Genomic DNA, 21,131 nt, shown 5'->3' with positions numbered 1-21,131 from the left:
TGGAGCCGGATGTAACAATGCCATTTAGCGGCTGTCTAACCAACCATGGAACAGGATTGGGATGCGGGTATGTCATCGCTATACCGAAAAAAGGTGATGATTGAGCTGGCCTTCTGGAAACACAAGATGACGAAGAAGCAGCCGATGGGATCTGTGTGGGCCAAGAATATACAATCCAAACTGAACGACCTTATTCCAGAGAAAGTGCACCAAGCGATTACCTTTACGATTGAGAAGATGGTAAAGGGCGTATTATTCGGAGCGACGTACACGGTTGCCTCTTCAAGGGCGTACGGGAGCTTCCAACTGCGCGAAGCGTACGTGAAGAAATTTATCGATACCTATAAAAAGGCTGCGTCCATAGAAGGCGCCGTAACGGGGGCGGGGGGTATCCTGATGGGCATTGCCGATTTCCCTGCCTTGTTGGCCATCAAGATGAAAATGCTGTTCGATATCGCTGCAACTTATGGCTATGACGTGCGGCAATACAAAGAACGGCTCTTTTTGCTTACCGTATTCCAGCTGGCATTCTCAAGCCACAAACACCGGGCCGCGGTGTACGATAGGCTGTGCAATTGGGAGGCGTATGCGGAAAGCCTGCCGGACGACATCGACAGTTTCGATTGGCGTACCTTTCAATTGGAGTACCGGGATTACATCGACCTGGCCAAAATGGCACAGCTAATCCCGGTAATCGGTGCTGCCGTTGGGGCAGTGGTCAACTACCGCCTGGTACAGCAGCTCGGCACTACAGCGATGAATAGCTACCGGATGCGGATGTTGGAGACTAGCTAAAAAAATGGGACCTTTGCCGCATGGCATTTTCCAATGATATCATCACCTGGTATAACCAGCATAAGCGGGATTTGCCATGGCGCGATACGACCGATCCGTATGTTATCTGGCTTTCGGAAGTCATCCTGCAGCAGACAAGGGTAGCGCAGGGGCTTCCTTACTTCCATCGGTTCTTGTCCCATTATCCCGATGTCGGGTCGTTTGCATCGGCCCCAGAGGGGGAGATACTACGGCACTGGCAGGGATTGGGCTACTATTCGAGGGCACGCAACATGCACAACGCTGCCAAAACGGTGGTAGCAGCGCATGGCGGGGTGTTCCCGAGCCGGTATGACGACCTCATGGGTTTGAAGGGGGTGGGTGAATACACCGCAGCGGCCATTGCCTCTTTCGCGGCCAACGAGCCGCGCGCCGTGGTAGACGGCAATGTTTTCCGTGTGCTGGCCAGGTATTTCGGTATCGACGAACCGATCAATTCCACCGGCGGGAGGAAGGTATTCCTGAAGCTGGCGCAAGAGCTCCTCGATGGCAGCCGCCCGGGTTTGTACAACCAGGCCATCATGGAATTTGGGGCCTTGCAGTGCAAACCCCAGAACCCCGACTGTGCGAACTGTGTCTTGCGGCTGGATTGCCGTGCGTTGAAGGAAGGCCGCGTTGATCAATTGCCTGTGAAGCTGAAGGGAAAGGCAAGCCGTAACCGTTATTTCAATTATTTCGTGGTGGAAGAGGGCGATCGTGTCTTGATGAATAGACGGGGCCCCGGCGATATCTGGGAAAGCCTGTACGAATTGCCCCTGATTGAGACCCCCCGAAGCATGGAACTCCACGAATTGGCTGCGGATAAGGTGGTTATGGAACACTTCGGTCCGAATGCTGGCTTGAAGTTGGTGGGCGGGCCGGTAAAGCATGTGTTAAGCCACCAGAACCTACATGCCCAATTCATTGCCGTGGATCGTTTCGAAGGCGTTGGCGACAAAAAAATGAACTGGCGTTATGTTTTTATCAAAGATTTAGGTACATTAGCTAAACCGAAGCTGATTTATTCTTTTTTGAAAGGATTATATGGTTAACCAAAAAGCACCTAAATTATGTCAGGCATCAACAAAGTTATTTTAGTCGGCCATTTGGGCAAAGACCCCGAAATACGCCATTTGGAAGGGAATGTCACCGTAGCCAGTTTTCCGTTGGCAACGTCGGAAATGTACAATAAGGATGGCCGTAGGGTGGAGCAAACCGAGTGGCACAACATCGTAATGTGGCGGGGCTTGGCCGAGGTGGCCGCCAAGTACCTTTTTAAAGGAAAGTTGGTCTATATCGAGGGGAAGTTGCGTACGCGGACATATGAAGATAAGGAAGGGATTAGACGGTACACCACGGAAGTGGTGGCCGATAATTTCACGTTGTTGGGACGGCGCAGCGATTTTGAAGGACCGGGTGGTGCGGGTACCCCGGCGACCGAACTGGCAACCAAAAAGGATGACAGCGGAGAGACGCCCGTGGATTTCAAAGAGAACGACGGCGACGACGATTCACTTTTTTAAAACTTTTATTTTTTCCCGTATCTTTGGCGTCATGTTGGACGAAAAGATAGCACAGTATACGCGGGAAATCGAGCAGTTTACGCCGCAATCACAGGGGGATACGGAGGCCTTCCGGTTGAAGTTTTTGGTTGCCAAGGGCGTGATACGCAACTTGTTCGATGCATTTAAATCTGTTTCGCCCGAAGAAAAGCGTACGCTTGGCAAAAGCTTGAACGAACTTAAGCAGGCTGCCGAGCTGAAATACAAAACCGCGCAGGAGCAGTTTGCGGCGAGCCAGCCGATCCATCAGCGCCATACGGAAGATCTTACGTTACCCGGCGAAGGGTTCGTGTTGGGGTCGAGGCATCCGCTTGCGCTGGTGCGCAAAGAAATCGTGGAGATATTCAAAAAGCTGGGCTTCGTGGTGGCCGAAGGGCCTGAAATCGAAGACGACTGGCACAACTTCACCGCACTTAATTTCCCGCCCGAGCATCCGGCACGCGATATGCAGGATACGTTCTTTATCAAGAAGCAGGACGGAAATGACATCGCATTGCGCACGCACACATCTTCCGTACAGGTGCGCATGATGGAGAACGGCCAGCCGCCGTTCCGCGCTATCATGCCGGGACGGGTGTATCGAAACGAAGCCATATCTGCCCGGGCGCATTGCTTCTTCCATCAGGTAGAAGGGCTTTACGTGGATGAGTATGTATCATTTGCTGATCTCAAACAGACCCTCTACTATTTTGTGCAGGAACTGTTCGGCGAGGATACCAAGGTCCGTTTCCGCCCGTCTTACTTCCCCTTTACGGAGCCATCGGCCGAGATGGACATCAGCTGCACCATCTGTAAGGGCAAAGGGTGTACGATGTGCAAAGGCACGGGTTGGGTAGAGATTCTGGGCTGCGGCATGGTGGATCCCAATGTGCTCGAAAATTGTGGCATCGATTCGGGCAAATACAGTGGTTTCGCATTTGGCATGGGCATTGAACGCATTACCAACCTCAAGTACGAGATCAAGGACCTGCGTTTATTTTCCGAAAACGATGTGCGCTTTTTAAGCCAGTTCGAAACGGAGTTGATTTAAACATGGGTAAAGCTGGCTGGTATATCGCACTCTCCATCATCCTGGTGCTGCCCGCGGCTTGTCGAAAAGGAGGATGCAATGTGGTTCCCTACGTACCGGTGAATAGGGTTCAGTTTTCCACCGCCCAATACCCGGCGCTGGCAGGAGCCAATGGTAGCATAACACTCAGCGGGGGTGTGGCGGGGATCATCGTATACAATACCGGAAACGGTTTTGTTGCCTATGATCGGTGTAGTACGGTCGACCCGGATAAGCGGTGCGCCGTTGAAGTGGGGTCTAATCCCCTGGTGGCTATCGATCCGTGCAGCAAGGCAGAGTTTATCCTCTTAAACGGATCGCCGGCTAAGCTGGCAGAGTGTCCGCTGAGACCGTATGCGATCCAACAGGTTGGTAGCGGTGCCGCCGCGATCTATTATATCGATAATTAAAATGGAAGCTGATAAAGTAAAGGAATCGATAAAGAAAGCTGCCCGGGAGCTTTTCAGGCGTTATGGTTATAAGAAAACCAGTGTCAATGAAATCGCCCGTCGAGCAAAGATCGCCAAAGCGACCATTTATAAGTATTTTGACAGCAAAGAGCTCGTGCTGCATGCCATCCTGATGGACTATATCCGCGAAAGCGTAGCCGATCTGCTCAGCAAATACAATAACCAGGCGGATCTGGAAACGTATTTGGGCAACACGATCCTGCGCGTAAGCCGCCTTACATATGCGATATGCAACGAATTTCTGGGGTGGGACTTTATCCGCGAGTCTACCAACACGCAGGAATACCTGCGTACCTTGTCGGATGACCTTGAGTTTCTCCTCGTTAGCTCCTTTATCAATAATTCCGAAATCGGCGAAGCGGTGACACCCGAAAAACTGACGTTCCTCATCAAAGCCAGTAAGAACATCGTTTTCTCATTTGCGTTTACCTCGGTAAGCGAGGCGGACGTCCGCAAGAATTTCGTCTCTTTCCAGAAAGAAATCCTGCCCTACCTAGTTAAAGCTACGGTAGCGTAGCGGTTCTTCAAAAAACCCTTACCTTTGTACGTTTTATGAGTAGAAGAAGGCTTACCGCCGAACAGCGATTGCTGGCAGGTGTTTCGATTGTGGATATTGCCGAAGGGGGCAAAGGGGTGGCGAAGGTCGACGATCTCGTGGTTTTTGTCGACAAGGCGATTCCGGGCGATGTGGTCGATGTGGAGCTCACACGCAAGAAAAGGAATTTTGCCGAGGCGCGGGTACGCCAGCTCAACGCGTCTTCCCCCCATCGGGTGGTCCCGTTTTGCGACCATTTCGGGGTGTGCGGCGGTTGCAAATGGCAGCACATGGAATATCCGGCGCAGCTAACCTATAAGCAAAAGAGCGTGGATGAGGCCCTCACACGGTTGGGTAAATTAGATACGTCGGCGATGGAGGCCATATTACCTGCACCGCAGACACGGTACTACAGAAATAAGCTGGAGTATACGTTTTCCAACAAGCGGTGGCTTACCGACGTAGACGGGTCCGATGAAGGGTTGGAAATGCGCGCGCTGGGGTTTCACGTACCCTCCCGTTTTGACAAAATCCTTGATATCGAACATTGCTATTTGCAGCAGGACCCTTCCAATGCCATCCGCAACAGGCTCCGTGCTTTTGCGTTGGACCGCGACATTTCGTTCTACGACTTGCGGCAGCACGAAGGGGCATTGCGTAACCTGATTATCCGCACGGCTTCGACGGGCGAGTTGATGGTGATCGTTGTGTTTGCTTATGCCGATGCGGAGACCATCGAAGCAACGATGGCTTTTCTCCAATCGGAATTTCCGGACGTCACGTCGCTCCTGTATGTCGTGAACCAAAAGAAAAACGATACCATTTTCGACCAGGAAATCCATGTGTATAGCGGGCGCGACCACATATTCGAGGAAATGGAAGGCCTTCGGTTCAAAATCGGGGCGAAGTCGTTCTACCAAACCAACTCCGCACAGGCCTATGAGCTTTACAAAATAGCGCGCGATTTTGCGGGTTTTGAGGGGTGGGAATGCGTGTATGATTTATATACCGGTGCAGGAACGATCGCCAATTTTGTCGCGCGGCACGTAGGTGAGGTCATCGGCGTGGAATACGTGCCGACAGCCATCGAAGATGCGAAGATCAACTCAGCGATCAACGGCATCCAGAATACGAAGTTTTATGCCGGGGATATGAAAGACGTGCTGACGGCGGATTTCGTTGCGGCACACGGCAAGCCCGATGTGGTCATTGTAGACCCCCCCCGGGCGGGAATGCATGCCGATGTGGTGGCCAGGTTGCTCGAGATGGAAGCGCCCAAACTGGTGTATGTAAGCTGCAATGCCGCTACACAGGCGCGCGACCTAGCTTTGCTTGCCGAACGATATGCGGTCCGGCGCATCCGTCCGGTCGATATGTTCCCACATACGCAACATGTCGAAAACGTGGTATTGCTTACGCTGAAGGGCTAAAAGATAACCCTGTACGAATAGTTAATTGCTATGGACTTAAAAGATTTGCTCGCTGCGCAGGCCGGCGATGATGGGCAACCGAAAAAGGAGAGCCCGCTAAAAAGCCTGCAATTGGATTTGGATTTCTACAGCGAGTCCATCAAGGAGATTGCTGTGGAGATTATGGCGGAAGGCTTGTCGGCTTACCCTATTTTCATTGCCCACCAGCACGAAGTCGCCTTGGGCGAACTGATATTGGATAAAAATGAGTTGGGCACCAATTGGTCCATCCATGCATCTACCGTGGAAGAATTTGTGGAACGGGGCGTGATCAATGAGGAGCGGAAAGCCCATTTCATCAAGAAATACAAAAAGCCGGAAGATTTTATGTGCCTGTTCGTGATCGTGCCAGAGGGCGCCAACTTCGTTTTCTATCCGTATAAAAAATGAGGTGGCCTGTGGTAGCACATTGTGGCATTAAACGTTTGGCCCGATAGCCAGTCCAATAGACGTATGGATTACCGCTATCTACTTGCGCTGTTTGTTTTGATGGGGGTGTTGCCCCTACGGGTGGGTGCCCAGGAGTCTGGGACCATCCGGGGTATCGTTGTGGAAGCGGGTACAAGTAAACGGCTGGGCAGTGCGACGATTTCCAATGTCAACACAGGTCAATCCACGGCATCCAATAGCTTGGGAACCTTTGAAATCAAGGCGACCGTAGGCGATTCGCTCGAGGTATTGCTGATGGGGTATGGGACCGTGCAGACGGAGGTTAAAACGCTAAGCGATATCCTGATCGATATGCGCCCCGCGAGTATCCTCTTGGAGCAGGTAGATGTAAACCGGACCACCAAGGAAGCTGAACTCCGCGACGCGATGCGCGGCTACCGCAAACAAGGCGTGTATTTCGATGGTAAGCCCCCCGCATTAGCCTATATTTTCAACCCGATTACTTCCCTTTACGAGCTGTTTGGCCGTACGCCCCGAAATGCGCGGCGTTTCCACAATTATATGGAAAAGGAACTCGCCGAAACGGATGTCGACCGCAAATTCAGCCGCACGAAAATACAGGAGCTTACCGGCCTCGCCGACGATGACCTGACGAACTTCATGTTTTGGTACCGTCCGTCTTACGAAAAAATGCAATATTGGGGCGACTACGATCTCACCGCCTATATCATGCAGTCTTTCAGGCAGTTCGACCGAGACGGTCGGCCCGCTACACCCAAGCTGCCCAAGCTGGAGGCAACTCCAGTAAGGTAAATCACCACATCATTGCATCGATACATCTGCACATCAGCAAGGTTTGGCATCGGGTTTGCGCTTACTCCGGAAACAATACGTTAAAGTTATGATTACGAATAAAAGAATAGCACTATTTGGACTATCGGTAGCTACTTCGGCGATGTTATTGGGTAGCTGCGGAACCATCCAATCCATGAGCAATACCCAAAAAGGTGCCGCTACGGGCGCTGTAGCCGGCGGTGCGTTGGGTGCCCTCATTGGTAACAAAGCGGGCAATACGGCCGTGGGTGCCATCGCAGGTGCTGCGATCGGCGGTGTAGCCGGCGGGCTCATCGGCAGGAAAATGGACAAGCAAGCGGCCGAAATTGAACGTACCGTGGCGGGCGCAGAGGTGATTAAAGCGGATGAAGGTATTATCGTCAAGTTTGATTCAGGCATCCTGTTTGATTTCGATAAGACCGACCTGAAACCTGCTGCCGAGGAAAACATAGCGAAATTGGTCGAATCGCTGAATAATAACCCCGATACGGATATCCTGGTCATCGGTCACACGGATAGCAAGGGTACGGACCAGTATAATCAAGGGCTTTCCGAGCGTCGGGCCAAAGCGGTGAAAAGCTTTGCGGTTTCCGAAGGACTGGCGGGGCGACGGGTTAAAACGGAAGGACGCAGTTTCCACGAGCCCATTGCCGATAATGACACCGATGCGGGCCGGGCACAAAACCGCCGTGTGGAAATCGTGATCGTTGCCAATGATAAGATGATCAAAGAGGCAAAGGATCAGGCTGGCTCATAGTGCGCTAATCACTGCCAGTTACGAAATGCGACCTGCGGTAAGTACGGTCGCATTTTTAGTTGCCCCAAGCGGTTACCAACAACCGTCGGCTACCGCCATGATTGCGGTGCTCGCAAAGATAGATGCCCTGCCAAGTGCCCAGTGCCAGTTGCCCATTTCGGATGGGAATCGTTACCGAAACACCCATCAATGAAGATTTGATATGCGCGGGCATGTCGTCCGGCCCCTCGTAGTCGTGGCGATAGTTGGGGTCATTTTCGGGCACAGCCTTATTGAAATAGGTTTCGAAATCCATCCGTACGGTAGGGTCCGCATTTTCGTTTAGCGTAAGTGAGGCGGATGTGTGCTGGATGAATACCTGGCATATCCCCGCCTCCCAATGCCCGATGGCCGAGAGGCCATCTTCGATTTCTTCCGTGATGAGGTGGAAGCCCCTTGATCGTGCCCGTAACGTTATCTGTTGCTGAAAAATCTCCATAAAGAGGCAAGATATGAAATGTTTTGCTGTTTTTGCCAACCGTTGTATGTGTACTTTGCTTTCGTTAAGTTTGTGGTTATGAGTGAACACTATATCATCCCATCGCGAACGCGCATCGGCCACGTCCACCTGAAGGTTTCGGACCTTGAGCGCTCCCTTGCGTTTTACTGCGGCCTGTTAGGTTTCGAGTTGACCACGCGTTATGGCCACCAAGCCGCATTTGTGTCGGCTGGCGGGTACCATCACCATATCGGATTGAATACTTGGCATAGCGGGGGTGCGCCCCCTGCGCCGGCGTATGGGGTTGGGCTATACCACACGGCCATCGTTTACCCGGAAAGGAAGGACCTCGCTGTCATTTTCGACCGTTTGCAAAAGGCCGGTTACCCGCTGACGGGTGCGAGTGACCACGGGGTTTCTGATGCGCTTCACCTCGATGATCCCGATCGCAACGGTGTGGAACTCTATTGGGATAGGCCAAGGGAGCATTGGCCATCGAAGCCCGATGGTTCACTGGAAATGTATACCCGCCCATTGGATTTGGAAGGTTTGCTGGGCGAATTGCATTAACTTCGGCTGCCCAAATTCCTGCAATATACTATGCTTGCATAGTATATTTTCCTATCTTTGTGCAAGGTACATCTGGTACCTCGATAACCGCACAGTTATGATATTCGAACTCACCGAAGAACAACGGATGATACGGGATGCCGCCCGTGATTTTGCCCAGCAGGAATTGAAGCCCGGCGTAATAGAACGTGATGAGCACCAGCGATTCCCTGCCGAGCAAGTGAAGAAACTTGGCGAACTGGGGTTTTTGGGGATGATGGTCGCCCCTGAATATAACGGTGCCGGGCTCGACGCGGTTTCATATGTACTGGTGATGGAAGAGCTTTCCAAAATCGATGCATCGACATCGGTCGTGGTATCGGTTAATAATTCGTTGGTATGTTATGGCCTTGAAGCATACGGAACAGAGGAGCAGAAAGAGAAGTACCTTAAACCCCTGGCTGCAGGTACGCATATCGGCGCATTTTGCCTTTCGGAGCCCGAGGCGGGATCGGACGCGACCTCCCAGCGCACCACTGCCGTAGATAACGGTGACCACTATGTGCTTAACGGTACCAAAAATTGGATTACGAATGGTAGTACGGCATCCACCTATCTGGTGATTGCCCAAACCGATCCCCAAAAGGCGCATCGCGGTATCAACGTGCTCATCGTGGAGAAAGGGATGGCTGGGTTTACGGTAGGACCGAAGGAAAATAAGCTGGGTATCCGTGGGTCGGATACGCATTCACTGCTTTTCGACGATGTGAAAGTACCCAAAGAGAACAGGATTGGTGAAGATGGGTTCGGTTTTAAATTCGCGATGAAAACATTGGAAGGTGGCCGCATCGGTATTGCAGCCCAGGCCCTCGGCATCGCTTCGGGCGCATATGAACTCGCCCGTGACTATGCCAAAGAGCGCCAAACGTTTGGCAAGCCCATTGCCGACCACCAAGCTATCCAGTTCAAACTGGCCGATATGGCTACCCAGATTGAAGCCGCCCGGCTGATGTGCCTTAAAGCTGCCTGGCTCAAAGATCACGGCCAGCCGTATACCCAAGCCGCAGCGATGGCCAAGCTGTATGCTTCTGAAGTGGCCATGCGGACCACCGTGGAGGCGGTTCAGATTCATGGTGGGTATGGCTATGTGAAGGAATATCACGTGGAACGCCTGATGCGCGATGCCAAAATCACCCAGATCTATGAGGGTACCTCCGAAATCCAGCGCATGGTCATCGCGCGGGAGCTGTTGAAAGACTGATGGAGAAATAGCCACTTCCATTTGCCATAATCATGTTACAGGTCTTGCTCAAATCGGGGCAAGAAATGTTAATATGTGACTATATATACACTCCTTCTTGCCCTATATTTGTTACTACGGTTCGCGGGCAGTTGACCCTTCGATCGCTAACCCATTTTGAGCACCGTTTGCTGTTGGTTTGATGGTCTAATCATTGTCGTTATGGTACGTAAAATAAGGAGTGGTCTTGTTGTATTGTTTTTTGTGGCTTCAATTCCAACGTGGGCTGCTGCGCAGCAGGATGCAAGGCTTACCAGCCTCTATGAGCAAGCGAGCGAGGCATCGGGGCTGGTGGTGCAATATGAGCAAGATGTGCGTGCCATCGGCTATTTCTATGGCCCGATGGGATCCGGTGGGTATGGCCGTTGGGGCATGCAGGTGCTCAACTCGCCCGAACAGCGGGCGCGCTTACGCCAATTGGACAAGGATTACCTCGGTAAACTCGGTCAATTGGATTTCGACGGGATGAGCATACATGGCCAGGTAGATTACGTATTGTTGAAAAGGAAGATCGAGGCCCATGTGGACCAACTGGAAGCGGAAAGCGAGCACTACCGGCGCGTCGTGCAATACCTGCCCTTTGCCGAAACGATCTATAGCTTTGAAGCAACGCGCCGCCGCGGAACAAGCGTAGAGGGCGAAGCCATCGCCCAACAGCTGGACGGTGCACTCGATGTGCTCGGTAGTGCCAAAGAGATGGTGGAGGCATTGGAAAAAATACCACACAGCGACGCCAATTTCCTTGCGGGGGCGGTGTCAGCGTTGAAATCCCGCCTCCAAAGTGCATTCGATTTCTACAATGGCTACGACCCCATGTTTACGTGGTGGGTGCCCCAGCCCTACCAGGCACTGGATGAGGGCCTAGCTGAATATGAAAAGCTAGTTCGTTCAAAAAACGATGCCAAACCATTCGATGATGGCAGCCATATCGTTGGCCAACCCATAGGCCGCGAAGCATTCGACCGCCAGCTTAAGCAGGAGATGATTGCCTATACCGCTGAAGAATTGTTAGCGCTTGCCGACAGGGAGTTCGCATGGTGCGAAGCCGAGCTGCTGAAGGCATCGCGCGAAATGGGGTTTGGTGACGATTGGAAAGCGGCTCAGGAAAAGGTGAAAAATAGCTATGTGCCTCCCGGCAAACAACCCGAACTGATCATCAAGCTCCATGATGATGCCCTGCATTTCATCGAAGAGCATAAGTTGATGGCCATACCGCCGCTTGCTGAAGAAACATGGGGAATGATCATGATGACCCCGGAGAGGCAGTTGGTGAACCCATTTTTCACCGGCGGACGGGAAATCAGCGTGTCATATCCCACCAACTCGATGAGCCATGACCAGAAGTTGATGAGCATGCGGGGGAACAACCCCTATTTCTCGCGAGGTACGGTGCAGCACGAATTGGTGCCCGGCCATCACCTGCAATATTTCATGAACAGCCGTTACAAAACTTATCGCCGCGATGCGTTCAATACGCCTTTTTGGACGGAAGGCTGGACGCTCTACTGGGAGTTGTTGTTATATGACCAGGGGTTTGCCAAAACACCCGAAGAGCGTATTGGCATGCTTTTCTGGCGGATGCACCGCTGTGCGCGCATCACGTTTTCCATCAAGTTCCACACCGGCGAGTGGACACCTCAGCAATGCATCGACTACTTGGTAGACCGTGTGGGGCACGAGCCGGCCAATGCGCACGGTGAGGTGAAGCGTTCGTTTGAAGCCAATTATAGCCCATTGTACCAACTGGCGTATCTTGTGGGGGGGCTTCAGCTGTTCAGTATCAAAAACGAACTGGTAGACAGTGGTAAGATGACGTTCGAGGAATTTCATGAAGCCGTTATCAAGCAAAATTACCTGCCCATCGAAATGGTGCGGGCTACGTTGACCAACCAAAAATTAACAAAGGATTATGAACCGACTTGGAAATTTTATGACATTGACTAATCGGATGCACCACCCAAATCGATCGGCATGAATAAGACGACTAGCGGATTTAGGTCATCCTTGGGGTTGATGGATGCGACCATGCTGGTGGCGGGGAGCATGATCGGCTCGGGGATTTTCATAGTAAGTGCCGACATTGCCCGTAATACGGGAAGTGCAGGATGGCTCATGGTCGTTTGGCTCATTACGGGCTTCATGACCCTCACCGCCGCCTTGAGTTACGGCGAGTTGAGTGCGATGTTCCCCAAGGCCGGCGGACAATACATCTACCTGCGCGAAGCGTACAGCCCATTGGTGAGCTTTGTGTTCGGTTGGACATTTTTCACGGTCATTCAGACCGCCACCATTGCCGCAGTGGGGGTGGCGTTTGCCAAATTTACGGCGTACCTGCTACCGCAGCTGGATGAAGACGTCATCCTTTGGGATCTGGGATTTTTACAGGTGTCTGCTGCCCAGCTTGTGTCTATTGTGGTCATTTTGGTGCTTACGATTGTCAATACCCGCGGGGTCAATAGTGGCAAGGCCGTACAGACATCGATCACCATCGTCAAGATTGTCAGTTTACTGGGCCTAGTGCTTTTCGGGCTGCTGGCATTCGATGGTGAGGTGTGGCGGAGCAATTGGCTATCCGGCGACACATGGAACCTCCGCCGGCTGGCTGCCGATGGGTCCCTATCCGATTACACGATGTTCGCCGCGTTGGGTGCCATTGCCGCCGGGATGGTGGGCGCCATCTTCAGCAGCGATTCTTGGCACGCCTCGTCATCGGTAGCGGGAGAGATAAAGAACCCCCATCGCAATGTAGGGTTGAGCTTGGCGCTTGGCACAATCATCGTTACCGTAGTGTATCTGCTTACCAACCTGATGTATACGGGCGTGCTTACCATGGAACAAATGGCGGGGTCAGACAAGGACCGTGTGGCCATGGCGGCAGCACAGGAAATATTTGGTCCCATGGGTATTACGGTGATTGCCGTGATGATCATGGTCTCCACTTTCGGGTGCAACAATGGACTTATCATGGCGGGGGCCAGGGTGTATTATTCAATGGCCCAGGATGGGCTCTTCTTCCGTAAAGTGGGGTTGTTGAATCGGTTCTCGGTACCGGGGGTGGCGCTGTGGCTACAATGTGTTATCGCAGCGCTTTGGTGCCTAAGCGGAAAGTATGGCGACCTGTTGGATATGATCTCCAGCGTGGTGGTTATCTTTTATGTACTTGCCATTATCGGTATCTTCAGGCTGCGGAAATCACAGCCGGATATTCCCCGCCCTTATAAAGCATTCGGCTATCCGGTACTACCGATGATTTATATCGTAATGGGCGTTGTTTTCATTGCATTGATGGCCGTTTACAAACCAACCTATACGTGGTCGGGCATTATCATCGCGGCATTGGGTATTCCTGTGTACTATTTGATCCGCAAGAAGCCTTCATCCGAAAGCACTTGATACGGAAAGAGGTACCACTCTGTGGGTTGTGGGATTTATGCTTTGTTACCGACTAAATTAAACGATATCATGAAACTAAATTTATCTTACTTCAACCTCATCGTTATTTGCTTGGCGGTATTCGGGGACGCCCGAGGACAGGGAACCGCCGCCGATTACAAACGGGCTGCCGCTTTTGGGGAAACGACCCGCAACAAGGTGTTTTATTCGCCCAATAGCTTTTCATGGCTGGAAGGTCAGCACCGGCTTTGGTACGTGAACAACACGCCCGAAGGACGCCGTTTTATGTTGGTCGATGCCGACGAACGGACGAAAAAGGAGGCATTTGACCATGCGAAGGTAGCCGCTGCCCTGGCCTTGGCCAGCGGTGAAGTTGTCAAAGCCGATAGCCTCCCGTTTAGCAGCATCGCCTACAAGGGAAGCGACCAAATCGAATTTGATGCGTTTAGTAAAGTGTGGAGCGCTGATTTAGCTGATTACGAAGTTGGCGATACCGGTCGGAAGCCCGAGCCGCGTCGGTGGGGAAGGCAAGGTTATTGGGGCGATCGTAATGAAGGGGAAACGAGGGAGATCCCGTCGCCGGATAGCAATTGGGTAGCCTATGTCAAAAATTATAATGTGTATGTGCGTCAGCGGCAAGGTAATAAGAGGGAAGTCCAACTGAGCTACGACGGTGCGTTGGGATATGCGTATTCGCCATTCATCGCTTGGTCGCCCGACTCGAAAAAACTGGCCGTGAATAAAGTGCGCCCCAATACCCAGCGGAAAATATACTTTGTCGAATCTTCGCCGAGTACGCAATTGCAACCGATCCTCCAGGAGCGCAATTACCTGAAGCCCGGCGATGCCCTGCCTCAGTATCAACCGGTGCTTTTCTGCGTAGATAGTAAAGAATCGTTTGCGGTCGACCCGGAATTGATCCCCAACCAATACAGCTTATCGCGCCTCGAATGGCGCGAAGACAGCCGGGCCTTTACGTTCGAATACAACCAGCGCGGCCATCAACGGTACGAGATTTTTTCAATGGATGCGTCGACCGGTGCCGTAAAGTCGCTGGTTGTTGAAACCAGCCGTACGTTTATCGACTACAGCGGCAAGCGTTTCCGCAGGGATATCGGCGACGGGAAGGAAATCATTTGGGCATCGGAACGCGACGGGTGGAACCATCTTTACTTGTACGATGGCCATACCGGCAAAGTGAAAAACCGGATAACCCAAGGGGACTGGGTGGTACGCAGCGTGGTGCACGTAGATGAGGATAAGCGGTACCTGATTTTCACTGGAAGCGGCCATGCGGCCGATCAGGACCCCTATTTTGTGCAATACTATCGGGTCAATTTCGACGGGTCGGGCCTTACCGCACTTACCCCGGAAAACGGTAACCATCAAGCCACTTTTTCGTCGGACCATTCGGTGTTCGTAGATACGTACTCCCGTGTGGATGCGCCGCCGGTTTCGGTGCTTCGCCGTACGGATGACGGCAAGGTATTGTTGGCGTTGGAAAAAGCAGATGCCAGTGCCCTGTTGGCTACCGGATGGAACTATCCCGAAGTATTCCACTCGAAGGGGCGCGACGGGACCACAGACATCTGGGGGGTGATCATCCGGCCGTCCCATTTCGACCCAGATAAGTCCTATCCCGTTATCGAGAATATATATGCAGGGCCGCAAGGCTCGTTTGTGCCCAAGAACTTCGGTACGCAGCAAGGCATGGCAGCGCTGGCCGAACTGGGTTTTATTGTGGTACAGATAGACGGTATGGGCACGTCCAACCGTTCGAAAGCTTTTCACGATGTTTGCTGGAAAAACCTCAAGGACGCCGGTTTTCCTGACCGGATCCTGTGGATGAAAGCCGCCGCCGCGAAATACCCGTATATGGACCTGGATCGGGTAGGTATATACGGTACATCCGCCGGCGGCCAAAACGCAGCCGGCGCGGTGCTGTTCCATCCCGAATTTTACAAGGTTGCCGTATCGTCATGCGGCTGCCACGACAACCGCATGGACAAGATGTGGTGGAATGAACAGTGGATGGGCTATCCCATCGGGCCGCAATATGCGGAATGTTCCAATGTGGTCAATGCCCATAAACTGGAAGGCAAGTTGATGCTTATTGTGGGTGAGGTGGATGACAATGTTGACCCTGCATCGACCATGCAGGTGGTGGATGCGTTGATAAAAGCCGACAAAGAGCACGAATTGGTGGTCATACCGGGGGCAGGGCACACGTCGGGTGGAGAGTATGGCGAGAAGAAGCGGCGCGACTTTTTCGTGAAGCACCTGTTGGGTGTGGACCCTCCGGCGTGGCAAAAAGGCCGCGATTGATCAAGGCTATCCTCGGTAACAAGGCCCGCTGGCGGTACACTTAGTAATTGTGCCGCCATTTCCTGCATACAGACTAATACTTCAAGTAACATACGGGTTATATCAAGGTTAAATAATAGTAAAAGTTGGCCAATATCCGGTTTGTTCGCAGCCGATTTCCTCTCTATGTTTGAATTGTCATTGGTAATCAAGAGCTAACCAATATTTCCAAGACGAATTGATGGCGGGGGCCGGTGTGCCATGGATTGCACGCTTGGGTTTGACGTGTTGGAGTTACTAAATTAATTCTTTGAAACAATCCCGCAAATATGCATGAGAAAATCAACAGCCCGTTTCCGTAGTTCGGAAACACCGAGCACCAAAAGCAGTAAGTCAATTTTTTATTCATTTTTAGTATGTACACTATGAGACAAACATTACTAATCGTCGCGGGTCTCTTGTTGTCAGTTTCCTTGATGGCGCAGCAAACGATTACCGGAACGGTGAAAGATGGTAACGGGGATCCGTTGCCTGCGGCCTCCGTTACCGTACGTGGCACAAGCAACTCGGTGCAGACCAATGATCAGGGGCAATTTTCCATCCAGGCGGCCCAAGGCGCGGTGTTGCAAGCCAAGGTAGTGGGCTTTGACCCGGAAACGATTACCGTAGATGGCAGTTTGCCCATCCATTTCGTGCTGTACGAATCATTGAGCTCGCTCGATGAGGTGGTAGTAATTGGTTATCAGTCAGTAAGTAAGAAGAAGAACACGGCAGCGATTTCCAGCATCTCAGGCAAAGAGTTGGAGAATATCCCGGCGGCCAGTTTCGAGTCTATCTTGCAGGGTCGCTTGGCCGGGGTCAATGTCCAGAATATTTCCGGGTCGCCCGGAGGGGTCTCCACAGTCTATGTGCGTGGTTCTACGGGCATCAGTTCCAATTATGATGAGGCACAGGTGCTCAGTAGCCCACTTTACGTAGTGGACGGCGTTCCCCAGCCTACGGAGCAATACTCAAACCTCAATACCGGAACGGGTACGAGTTACCTAGCGGGTATCAATCCCAACGATATTGAGTCGGTGGAAATATTGCGGGACGCATCTGCAGCTGCCATATATGGCTCACGGGCGGCCAACGGGGTCGTATTGATCACCACCAAAAAAGGCGATAACAGAGAACCCCGGGTCATGATTACGGGTTATACCGGACTTACCGTACGTCCCAACCTGCGCGACATTGCCTTGGGGAGTGCCGAACGGAGCCAGAAAATGCAAATTATCGAAAACCAGCTGACCATAGCCCAACAAGCCAACCTGACCTATCTATTGACGGATAGCTTGAATCCGGCGTTCAACGGCAATACCAATTGGCAGGACTTGTTTTATCAGCGCGGACTGGTGAACAATGCTGACGTGAGTATAAGCGGTGGCAGTGGTACTTCCAATTACCGGTTCAGTGCCAATATCTATGATGAGGACGGCGTAGTGAAAGCCACCGGTTTCAAGCGTATGTCCACACGGCTTAATCTGGTGAGCAAAGCGCTGAAGGAAAAGCTCACCATTAACCCCATCATCGCCTATACCTATATGGATCGCGCACGGGGAAATGTCGATCAAAATGACGTCAGCCCATTTCCGTTGAGCGCCGGCAACATGCCTTCATCCCTATATAATCCTTCGGAAGACTACATTTCTTTTCTAACCGATGGGTTTGATGACGATCTGGACAATAACATCACCAACCAATTGAGCTTGAACTTCAACGTGAATGCGCAATTGCTGCCTGAGTTGCAATTCGTATCGCAAACTTCGTTCAATTACAATACAGGGAAACGAAACTACAACATCCCCAGCCGATTGAATGCCAACCTGGGCAACTTTGTGTACGCGTGGTCTTCAGCGCAAGAAAACTATTTGCTTTCCAATTACTTAACGTATAACGATACGTACGGCAAGCATACGTTGTCTGTATTGGCCGGCCAGGATATCCAGCACGACAAGTATGAACAAATGGAGTCTTCCGGAAACTACGGGCAGTCTGACCAAATCCAGGTAGTGCAGGGTTTCCTGCAGGATAATATCGGGACTTTTTCCGATTACCAGGCTTGGGGCCTCGTATCTTATTACTCTCGGCTGAGCTATGATTTCGATAGCCGTTACATCTTTTCCGGTAGCATCCGTGCGGATGGATCGTCGCGGTTCGGTAAGAATAACCAATGGGGATGGTTTCCTGCGGCTTCGGCGGCTTGGCTGCTATCCGAAGAATCGTTCTTGGAAAACCACCCGAGCATATCCATGCTGAAAATAAGGGGAAGCTACGGAGCCACGGGCAACCTACCCCGGGAGAACTACCTTGCATTTAACCTCTATTCGGTCAATAACGGGGGCTACGCCGGGGCCAATGCCGGCTCCTATAATGGCGTGTCTGCCATTACACCCAATTTTACCAGCGGGGTAGCGCAAGATGACCTTACCTGGGAGAAGGGCGAGAGCTGGAATATCGGTGCCGACCTGGATTTGTATAATGGCAAATGGAGCCTCTCTGCCGACGTTTACAATAAAGAGACCTCCAACCAGCTGTTTGCCGTACAACTACCCACCAACACCGGGTATGATTATGCGCAGACCAACTCGGTAGGTGTCCGAAACTCCGGCGTGGAGTTTATCCTCAGTGCCAGCCCGCTTCCGCGTAGCAGCAAGGTCAATTGGCGTACAAACTTCAATATCTCCTACAACAAGAATGCGATTATGAGCCTGCCCAACGGAGGCAGGGACCTCATCATGTCTGGCGATCGGTTTGACAAGTCGCACATCCTTTCGATTGGTAGCCCCATCAATGCTTTTTACCTGTACGAAACCTTGGGGGTATACGCCAATATGAATGACGTGCCGATAAACCCCTATACCGGTGAACTATTCAGCAATAGCAACGGTACCTATGGCGAGGGTATGTTTCAATTCCGCGATGTAGACGGTGACTTTTTCACGGACGTTTTCAACAGCGGCATCAACCCGGATAAAATTCCGATGGGTGATCCCAACCCCAAGTGGTACGGTGGCTGGACAAATAGCTTCAGTTACAAAAATTTCGACTTTTCATTTTTTATCAACTTTACGCTAGATCGGGATGTGCTCAACCTGTATGAGTCGGATGCCTTCGGCGCCAACTCGTCGGGCAACGTGGGGGGCATGGCCGGCAGGGCATTGCCTGATCTGAGCAAGTATGATATCTGGATGCAATCGGATGATCAAGCCAAGTATGCCAAGATCGATATTGGCACCTATCGCTACTATTACACTTCGGCCCAGTCTTTCTTTCTAGAAGACGGCAGCTATGTCCGGTTGAAAAACGTAATCCTTTCCTACCGTTTGGGGCAACAGTTTCTGGATAGGTTGGGGATAGGTCAGTTCAGGGTCTATGGCATACTCGACAATGCGCTCACTTGGAAGGCCTCCAAACAGTTGCCGGATGCCGAAGCCGTCAATCAGTACGGGGAATACAATGGCAATGGGTTTCCCATACCACGCAAGTTTACTATAGGAGTGGAAATAACGTTATAGGGGGAATGATTATGAAACATATCTTGATATACAGAAGTCTATGTGCAGTGCTGCTGGTGGTAAGTGCATCATGCAGTAAATTTTTAATAGAAGAACCGAAGAACTCCACGTTTGTCGGTGAGTTTTGGCAATCAAGCAACGACGTTAACAGCGGGTTGGCCGGGGCCTACGCGCTGTTGCGGGATGCGGTGACCAGCGGCAACTTCAATAATGCAGGCCGGTACTACATGTACGGTGATGCCGTACCGGGGAATTACTTTACCATCCAATACGTAGGGGATGGGCTGGAAGGTATCCAGAGCGGGGATTTCACGTTCCAATACAACATTGAATCCTATGGGGATTGGACGAAATACTATAAGACGATTACCATGTGTAACCTGTTGCTGGAAAGGGCAGATGACATGGATGAGTCTTTATTGGATGACCAAGCGGATCCCCGTGAGTTTTTGGATGATGTAATGGGACAAGCCTATTTTATCCGGGCGTTGGCCTATTTTTACCTAACGCGTACATGGGGAGATGTGCCACTGGTACTAAACACCTCCGCCGATCCGATCAATGAAGATTTCCTGGGCCGATCGCCGAAGGGCGAGATTATGGCACAGATTGAAGCAGACTGCAACGCTGCCGCCGGATTGTTGCAGTGGGGATATACAGACAATGACAAGGCAAAAGTTACCGCAAACAAAGGATCGGCGTACGCCTTGCTTGCGCATCTGTATCTCTGGCGAGCCACGACTACCGATGTGGCCAGTGATCTGCCGATCATGGAAGACGTAGACAAAGCGCAACAGGCGATAACCGCGTTGAAGGAAAACGGAGGTTACAGCTTGGTGGATACCGCAAATTATTACCAGACGTTTATCGGGAAGTCGTCCGAGGGTATTTTTGAGCTTGCCGCCAGTGAAGACCATTTGGAGGGATCTGCGTCGCACATTGCTTCCAACTTTCTACGGCAGGCACATATCAGCTACAACAGCGCCACCTATTCGCGTTTTTTTGTGCGGCCCGAGTACCTGACCACCCATTTTTCCAAAGAATATAGGGGCTGGGGCTGGGTATGGAACACATCGCTCAACCAGTGGGAATGGATTGACCACGCCGCAACGGTAGGGGAAACGGTTTATAACGACGAATATCCCGATGGTATCGAGGTGACGGCCGCTATGCTTACCGACAATGCAGATGTGCGATACCGCAAAAATTTCACCGACCTTTCGCTGGATCAACCCACTTGTATCAAATACCACGAAGTTGAATACCGGAGTGCTAATTCCGCGTACCTGAGTAATAACCTGATCCTGTTCCGGTATAGCGACATGTTGCTGTTGGAGGCCGAGATTGCACTGTATCAAGGACGTATTGCCGATGCCGTGACCGTTATCAATGGATTCCGTACCCGGAACGGTTCCGAAGCCCTACTGTCGGCAAACATCACGAAGGATGAAGCCATGTACCAGTACGCGCTCGAACGGGGGAAGGAGCTTTTTCTTGAAGGCCATCTTTATTACGATCTGATACGCACAAGACAGTATCCGCAGTTTATTACCTGGCTTTCCGAATCGCGGTTTAGACAAGGCGGATTTTACTGGCCAGTGGCACCGGCTTTGTTTACGAACAACCTTAACATGACGCAGACCAGTTATTGGATCGGTAAAATTTAAGTGGA

General features: G+C 51.7%; 18 protein-coding genes. 17 read left to right on the top strand and 1 reads right to left on the bottom strand.

From position 1 onward, the window contains the following. Nucleotides 1–45 precede the first annotated feature (45 nt). The 10 genes from ACEVG1_RS08650 to ACEVG1_RS08605 all read left to right on the top strand — a co-directional run bounded on the left by ACEVG1_RS08650 (nucleotide 46) and on the right by ACEVG1_RS08605 (nucleotide 7,878). The gene (locus ACEVG1_RS08650) at nucleotides 46–795 is read left to right on the top strand and encodes an EcsC family protein (RefSeq protein WP_374743252.1); all 750 of its coding nucleotides are present in this window, start codon (nucleotides 46–48) and stop codon (nucleotides 793–795) included. A gap of 20 nt (nucleotides 796–815) precedes the next feature. Continuing rightward, nucleotides 816–1,865, top strand: coding sequence for an A/G-specific adenine glycosylase (gene mutY / locus ACEVG1_RS08645; RefSeq protein WP_374743251.1), 1,050 nt, complete (start codon nucleotides 816–818; stop codon nucleotides 1,863–1,865). Nucleotides 1,866–1,883: 18 nt separating this feature from the next. Beyond that, nucleotides 1,884–2,336 carry a single-stranded DNA-binding protein gene (locus ACEVG1_RS08640; RefSeq protein WP_374743250.1) on the top strand — a complete coding sequence of 151 codons (453 nt, stop codon included), beginning with the start codon at nucleotides 1,884–1,886 and terminating at the stop codon, nucleotides 2,334–2,336. A gap of 31 nt (nucleotides 2,337–2,367) precedes the next feature. Further along, nucleotides 2,368–3,405: a phenylalanine--tRNA ligase subunit alpha gene (gene pheS, locus ACEVG1_RS08635; protein WP_374743249.1), complete on the top strand. Its 1,038-nt coding sequence runs from the start codon at nucleotides 2,368–2,370 to the stop codon at nucleotides 3,403–3,405. A 2-nt stretch (nucleotides 3,406–3,407) separates the two neighbouring features. After that, complete coding sequence (locus tag ACEVG1_RS08630) at nucleotides 3,408–3,833, top strand: hypothetical protein (protein WP_374743248.1); 426 nt, start codon at nucleotides 3,408–3,410, stop codon at nucleotides 3,831–3,833. A 1-nt stretch (nucleotide 3,834) separates the two neighbouring features. Beyond that, nucleotides 3,835–4,410, top strand: coding sequence for a TetR/AcrR family transcriptional regulator (locus ACEVG1_RS08625; RefSeq protein ID WP_374743247.1), 576 nt, complete (start codon nucleotides 3,835–3,837; stop codon nucleotides 4,408–4,410). Between the two features lie 35 nt (nucleotides 4,411–4,445). Further along, nucleotides 4,446–5,858, top strand: a complete 1,413-nt coding sequence (gene rlmD, locus ACEVG1_RS08620) for a 23S rRNA (uracil(1939)-C(5))-methyltransferase RlmD (protein ID WP_374743246.1) — start codon at nucleotides 4,446–4,448, stop codon at nucleotides 5,856–5,858. A gap of 30 nt (nucleotides 5,859–5,888) precedes the next feature. Then, nucleotides 5,889–6,287 (top strand): hypothetical protein, encoded by a 399-nt coding sequence (locus tag ACEVG1_RS08615; protein WP_374743245.1) that lies wholly within the window; start codon nucleotides 5,889–5,891, stop codon nucleotides 6,285–6,287. Between the two features lie 63 nt (nucleotides 6,288–6,350). Then, complete coding sequence (locus ACEVG1_RS08610) at nucleotides 6,351–7,100, top strand: carboxypeptidase-like regulatory domain-containing protein (protein WP_374743244.1); 750 nt, start codon at nucleotides 6,351–6,353, stop codon at nucleotides 7,098–7,100. An 88-nt stretch (nucleotides 7,101–7,188) separates the two neighbouring features. Next, nucleotides 7,189–7,878: an OmpA family protein gene (locus tag ACEVG1_RS08605; RefSeq protein ID WP_374743243.1), complete on the top strand. Its 690-nt coding sequence runs from the start codon at nucleotides 7,189–7,191 to the stop codon at nucleotides 7,876–7,878. Between the two features lie 55 nt (nucleotides 7,879–7,933). On the opposite strand, the gene ACEVG1_RS08600 is transcribed toward ACEVG1_RS08605, so the two are convergent. Further along, nucleotides 7,934–8,356: a secondary thiamine-phosphate synthase enzyme YjbQ gene (locus ACEVG1_RS08600; protein ID WP_374743242.1), complete on the bottom strand. Its 423-nt coding sequence runs from the start codon at nucleotides 8,354–8,356 to the stop codon at nucleotides 7,934–7,936. Between the two features lie 78 nt (nucleotides 8,357–8,434). Between ACEVG1_RS08600 and ACEVG1_RS08595 the strand changes: the two genes are divergently transcribed. The 7 genes from ACEVG1_RS08595 to ACEVG1_RS08565 all read left to right on the top strand — a co-directional run bounded on the left by ACEVG1_RS08595 (nucleotide 8,435) and on the right by ACEVG1_RS08565 (nucleotide 21,126). After that, nucleotides 8,435–8,926 carry a VOC family protein gene (locus tag ACEVG1_RS08595; RefSeq protein WP_374743241.1) on the top strand — a complete coding sequence of 164 codons (492 nt, stop codon included), beginning with the start codon at nucleotides 8,435–8,437 and terminating at the stop codon, nucleotides 8,924–8,926. A gap of 97 nt (nucleotides 8,927–9,023) precedes the next feature. Then, complete coding sequence (locus tag ACEVG1_RS08590; protein WP_374743240.1) at nucleotides 9,024–10,166, top strand: acyl-CoA dehydrogenase; 1,143 nt, start codon at nucleotides 9,024–9,026, stop codon at nucleotides 10,164–10,166. A gap of 201 nt (nucleotides 10,167–10,367) precedes the next feature. Next, nucleotides 10,368–12,149: a DUF885 family protein gene (locus tag ACEVG1_RS08585; protein WP_374743239.1), complete on the top strand. Its 1,782-nt coding sequence runs from the start codon at nucleotides 10,368–10,370 to the stop codon at nucleotides 12,147–12,149. A gap of 27 nt (nucleotides 12,150–12,176) precedes the next feature. Then, nucleotides 12,177–13,598, top strand: coding sequence for an APC family permease (locus tag ACEVG1_RS08580; RefSeq protein ID WP_374743238.1), 1,422 nt, complete (start codon nucleotides 12,177–12,179; stop codon nucleotides 13,596–13,598). Nucleotides 13,599–13,667: 69 nt separating this feature from the next. Beyond that, the gene (locus ACEVG1_RS08575; RefSeq protein WP_374743237.1) at nucleotides 13,668–15,923 is read left to right on the top strand and encodes a DPP IV N-terminal domain-containing protein; all 2,256 of its coding nucleotides are present in this window, start codon (nucleotides 13,668–13,670) and stop codon (nucleotides 15,921–15,923) included. Between the two features lie 404 nt (nucleotides 15,924–16,327). Further along, entirely contained in the window at nucleotides 16,328–19,459 is a 3,132-nt protein-coding gene (locus tag ACEVG1_RS08570; protein WP_374743236.1) for a SusC/RagA family TonB-linked outer membrane protein, read from the top strand. Nucleotides 19,460–19,470: 11 nt separating this feature from the next. Further along, a complete protein-coding gene (locus ACEVG1_RS08565) occupies nucleotides 19,471–21,126 on the top strand; it encodes a RagB/SusD family nutrient uptake outer membrane protein (RefSeq protein WP_374743235.1) in 1,656 nt (551 codons plus the stop codon). The last annotated feature ends 5 nt before the right edge of the window (nucleotides 21,127–21,131 follow it).

Source organism: Parapedobacter sp. 2B3 (assembly GCF_041925275.1).
Classification (GTDB): domain Bacteria; phylum Bacteroidota; class Bacteroidia; order Sphingobacteriales; family Sphingobacteriaceae; genus Parapedobacter; species Parapedobacter pyrenivorans_A.
The sequence above is the reverse complement of the archived record's forward strand: the minus strand, read 5'-3'. Positions and strand labels throughout refer to the sequence as shown.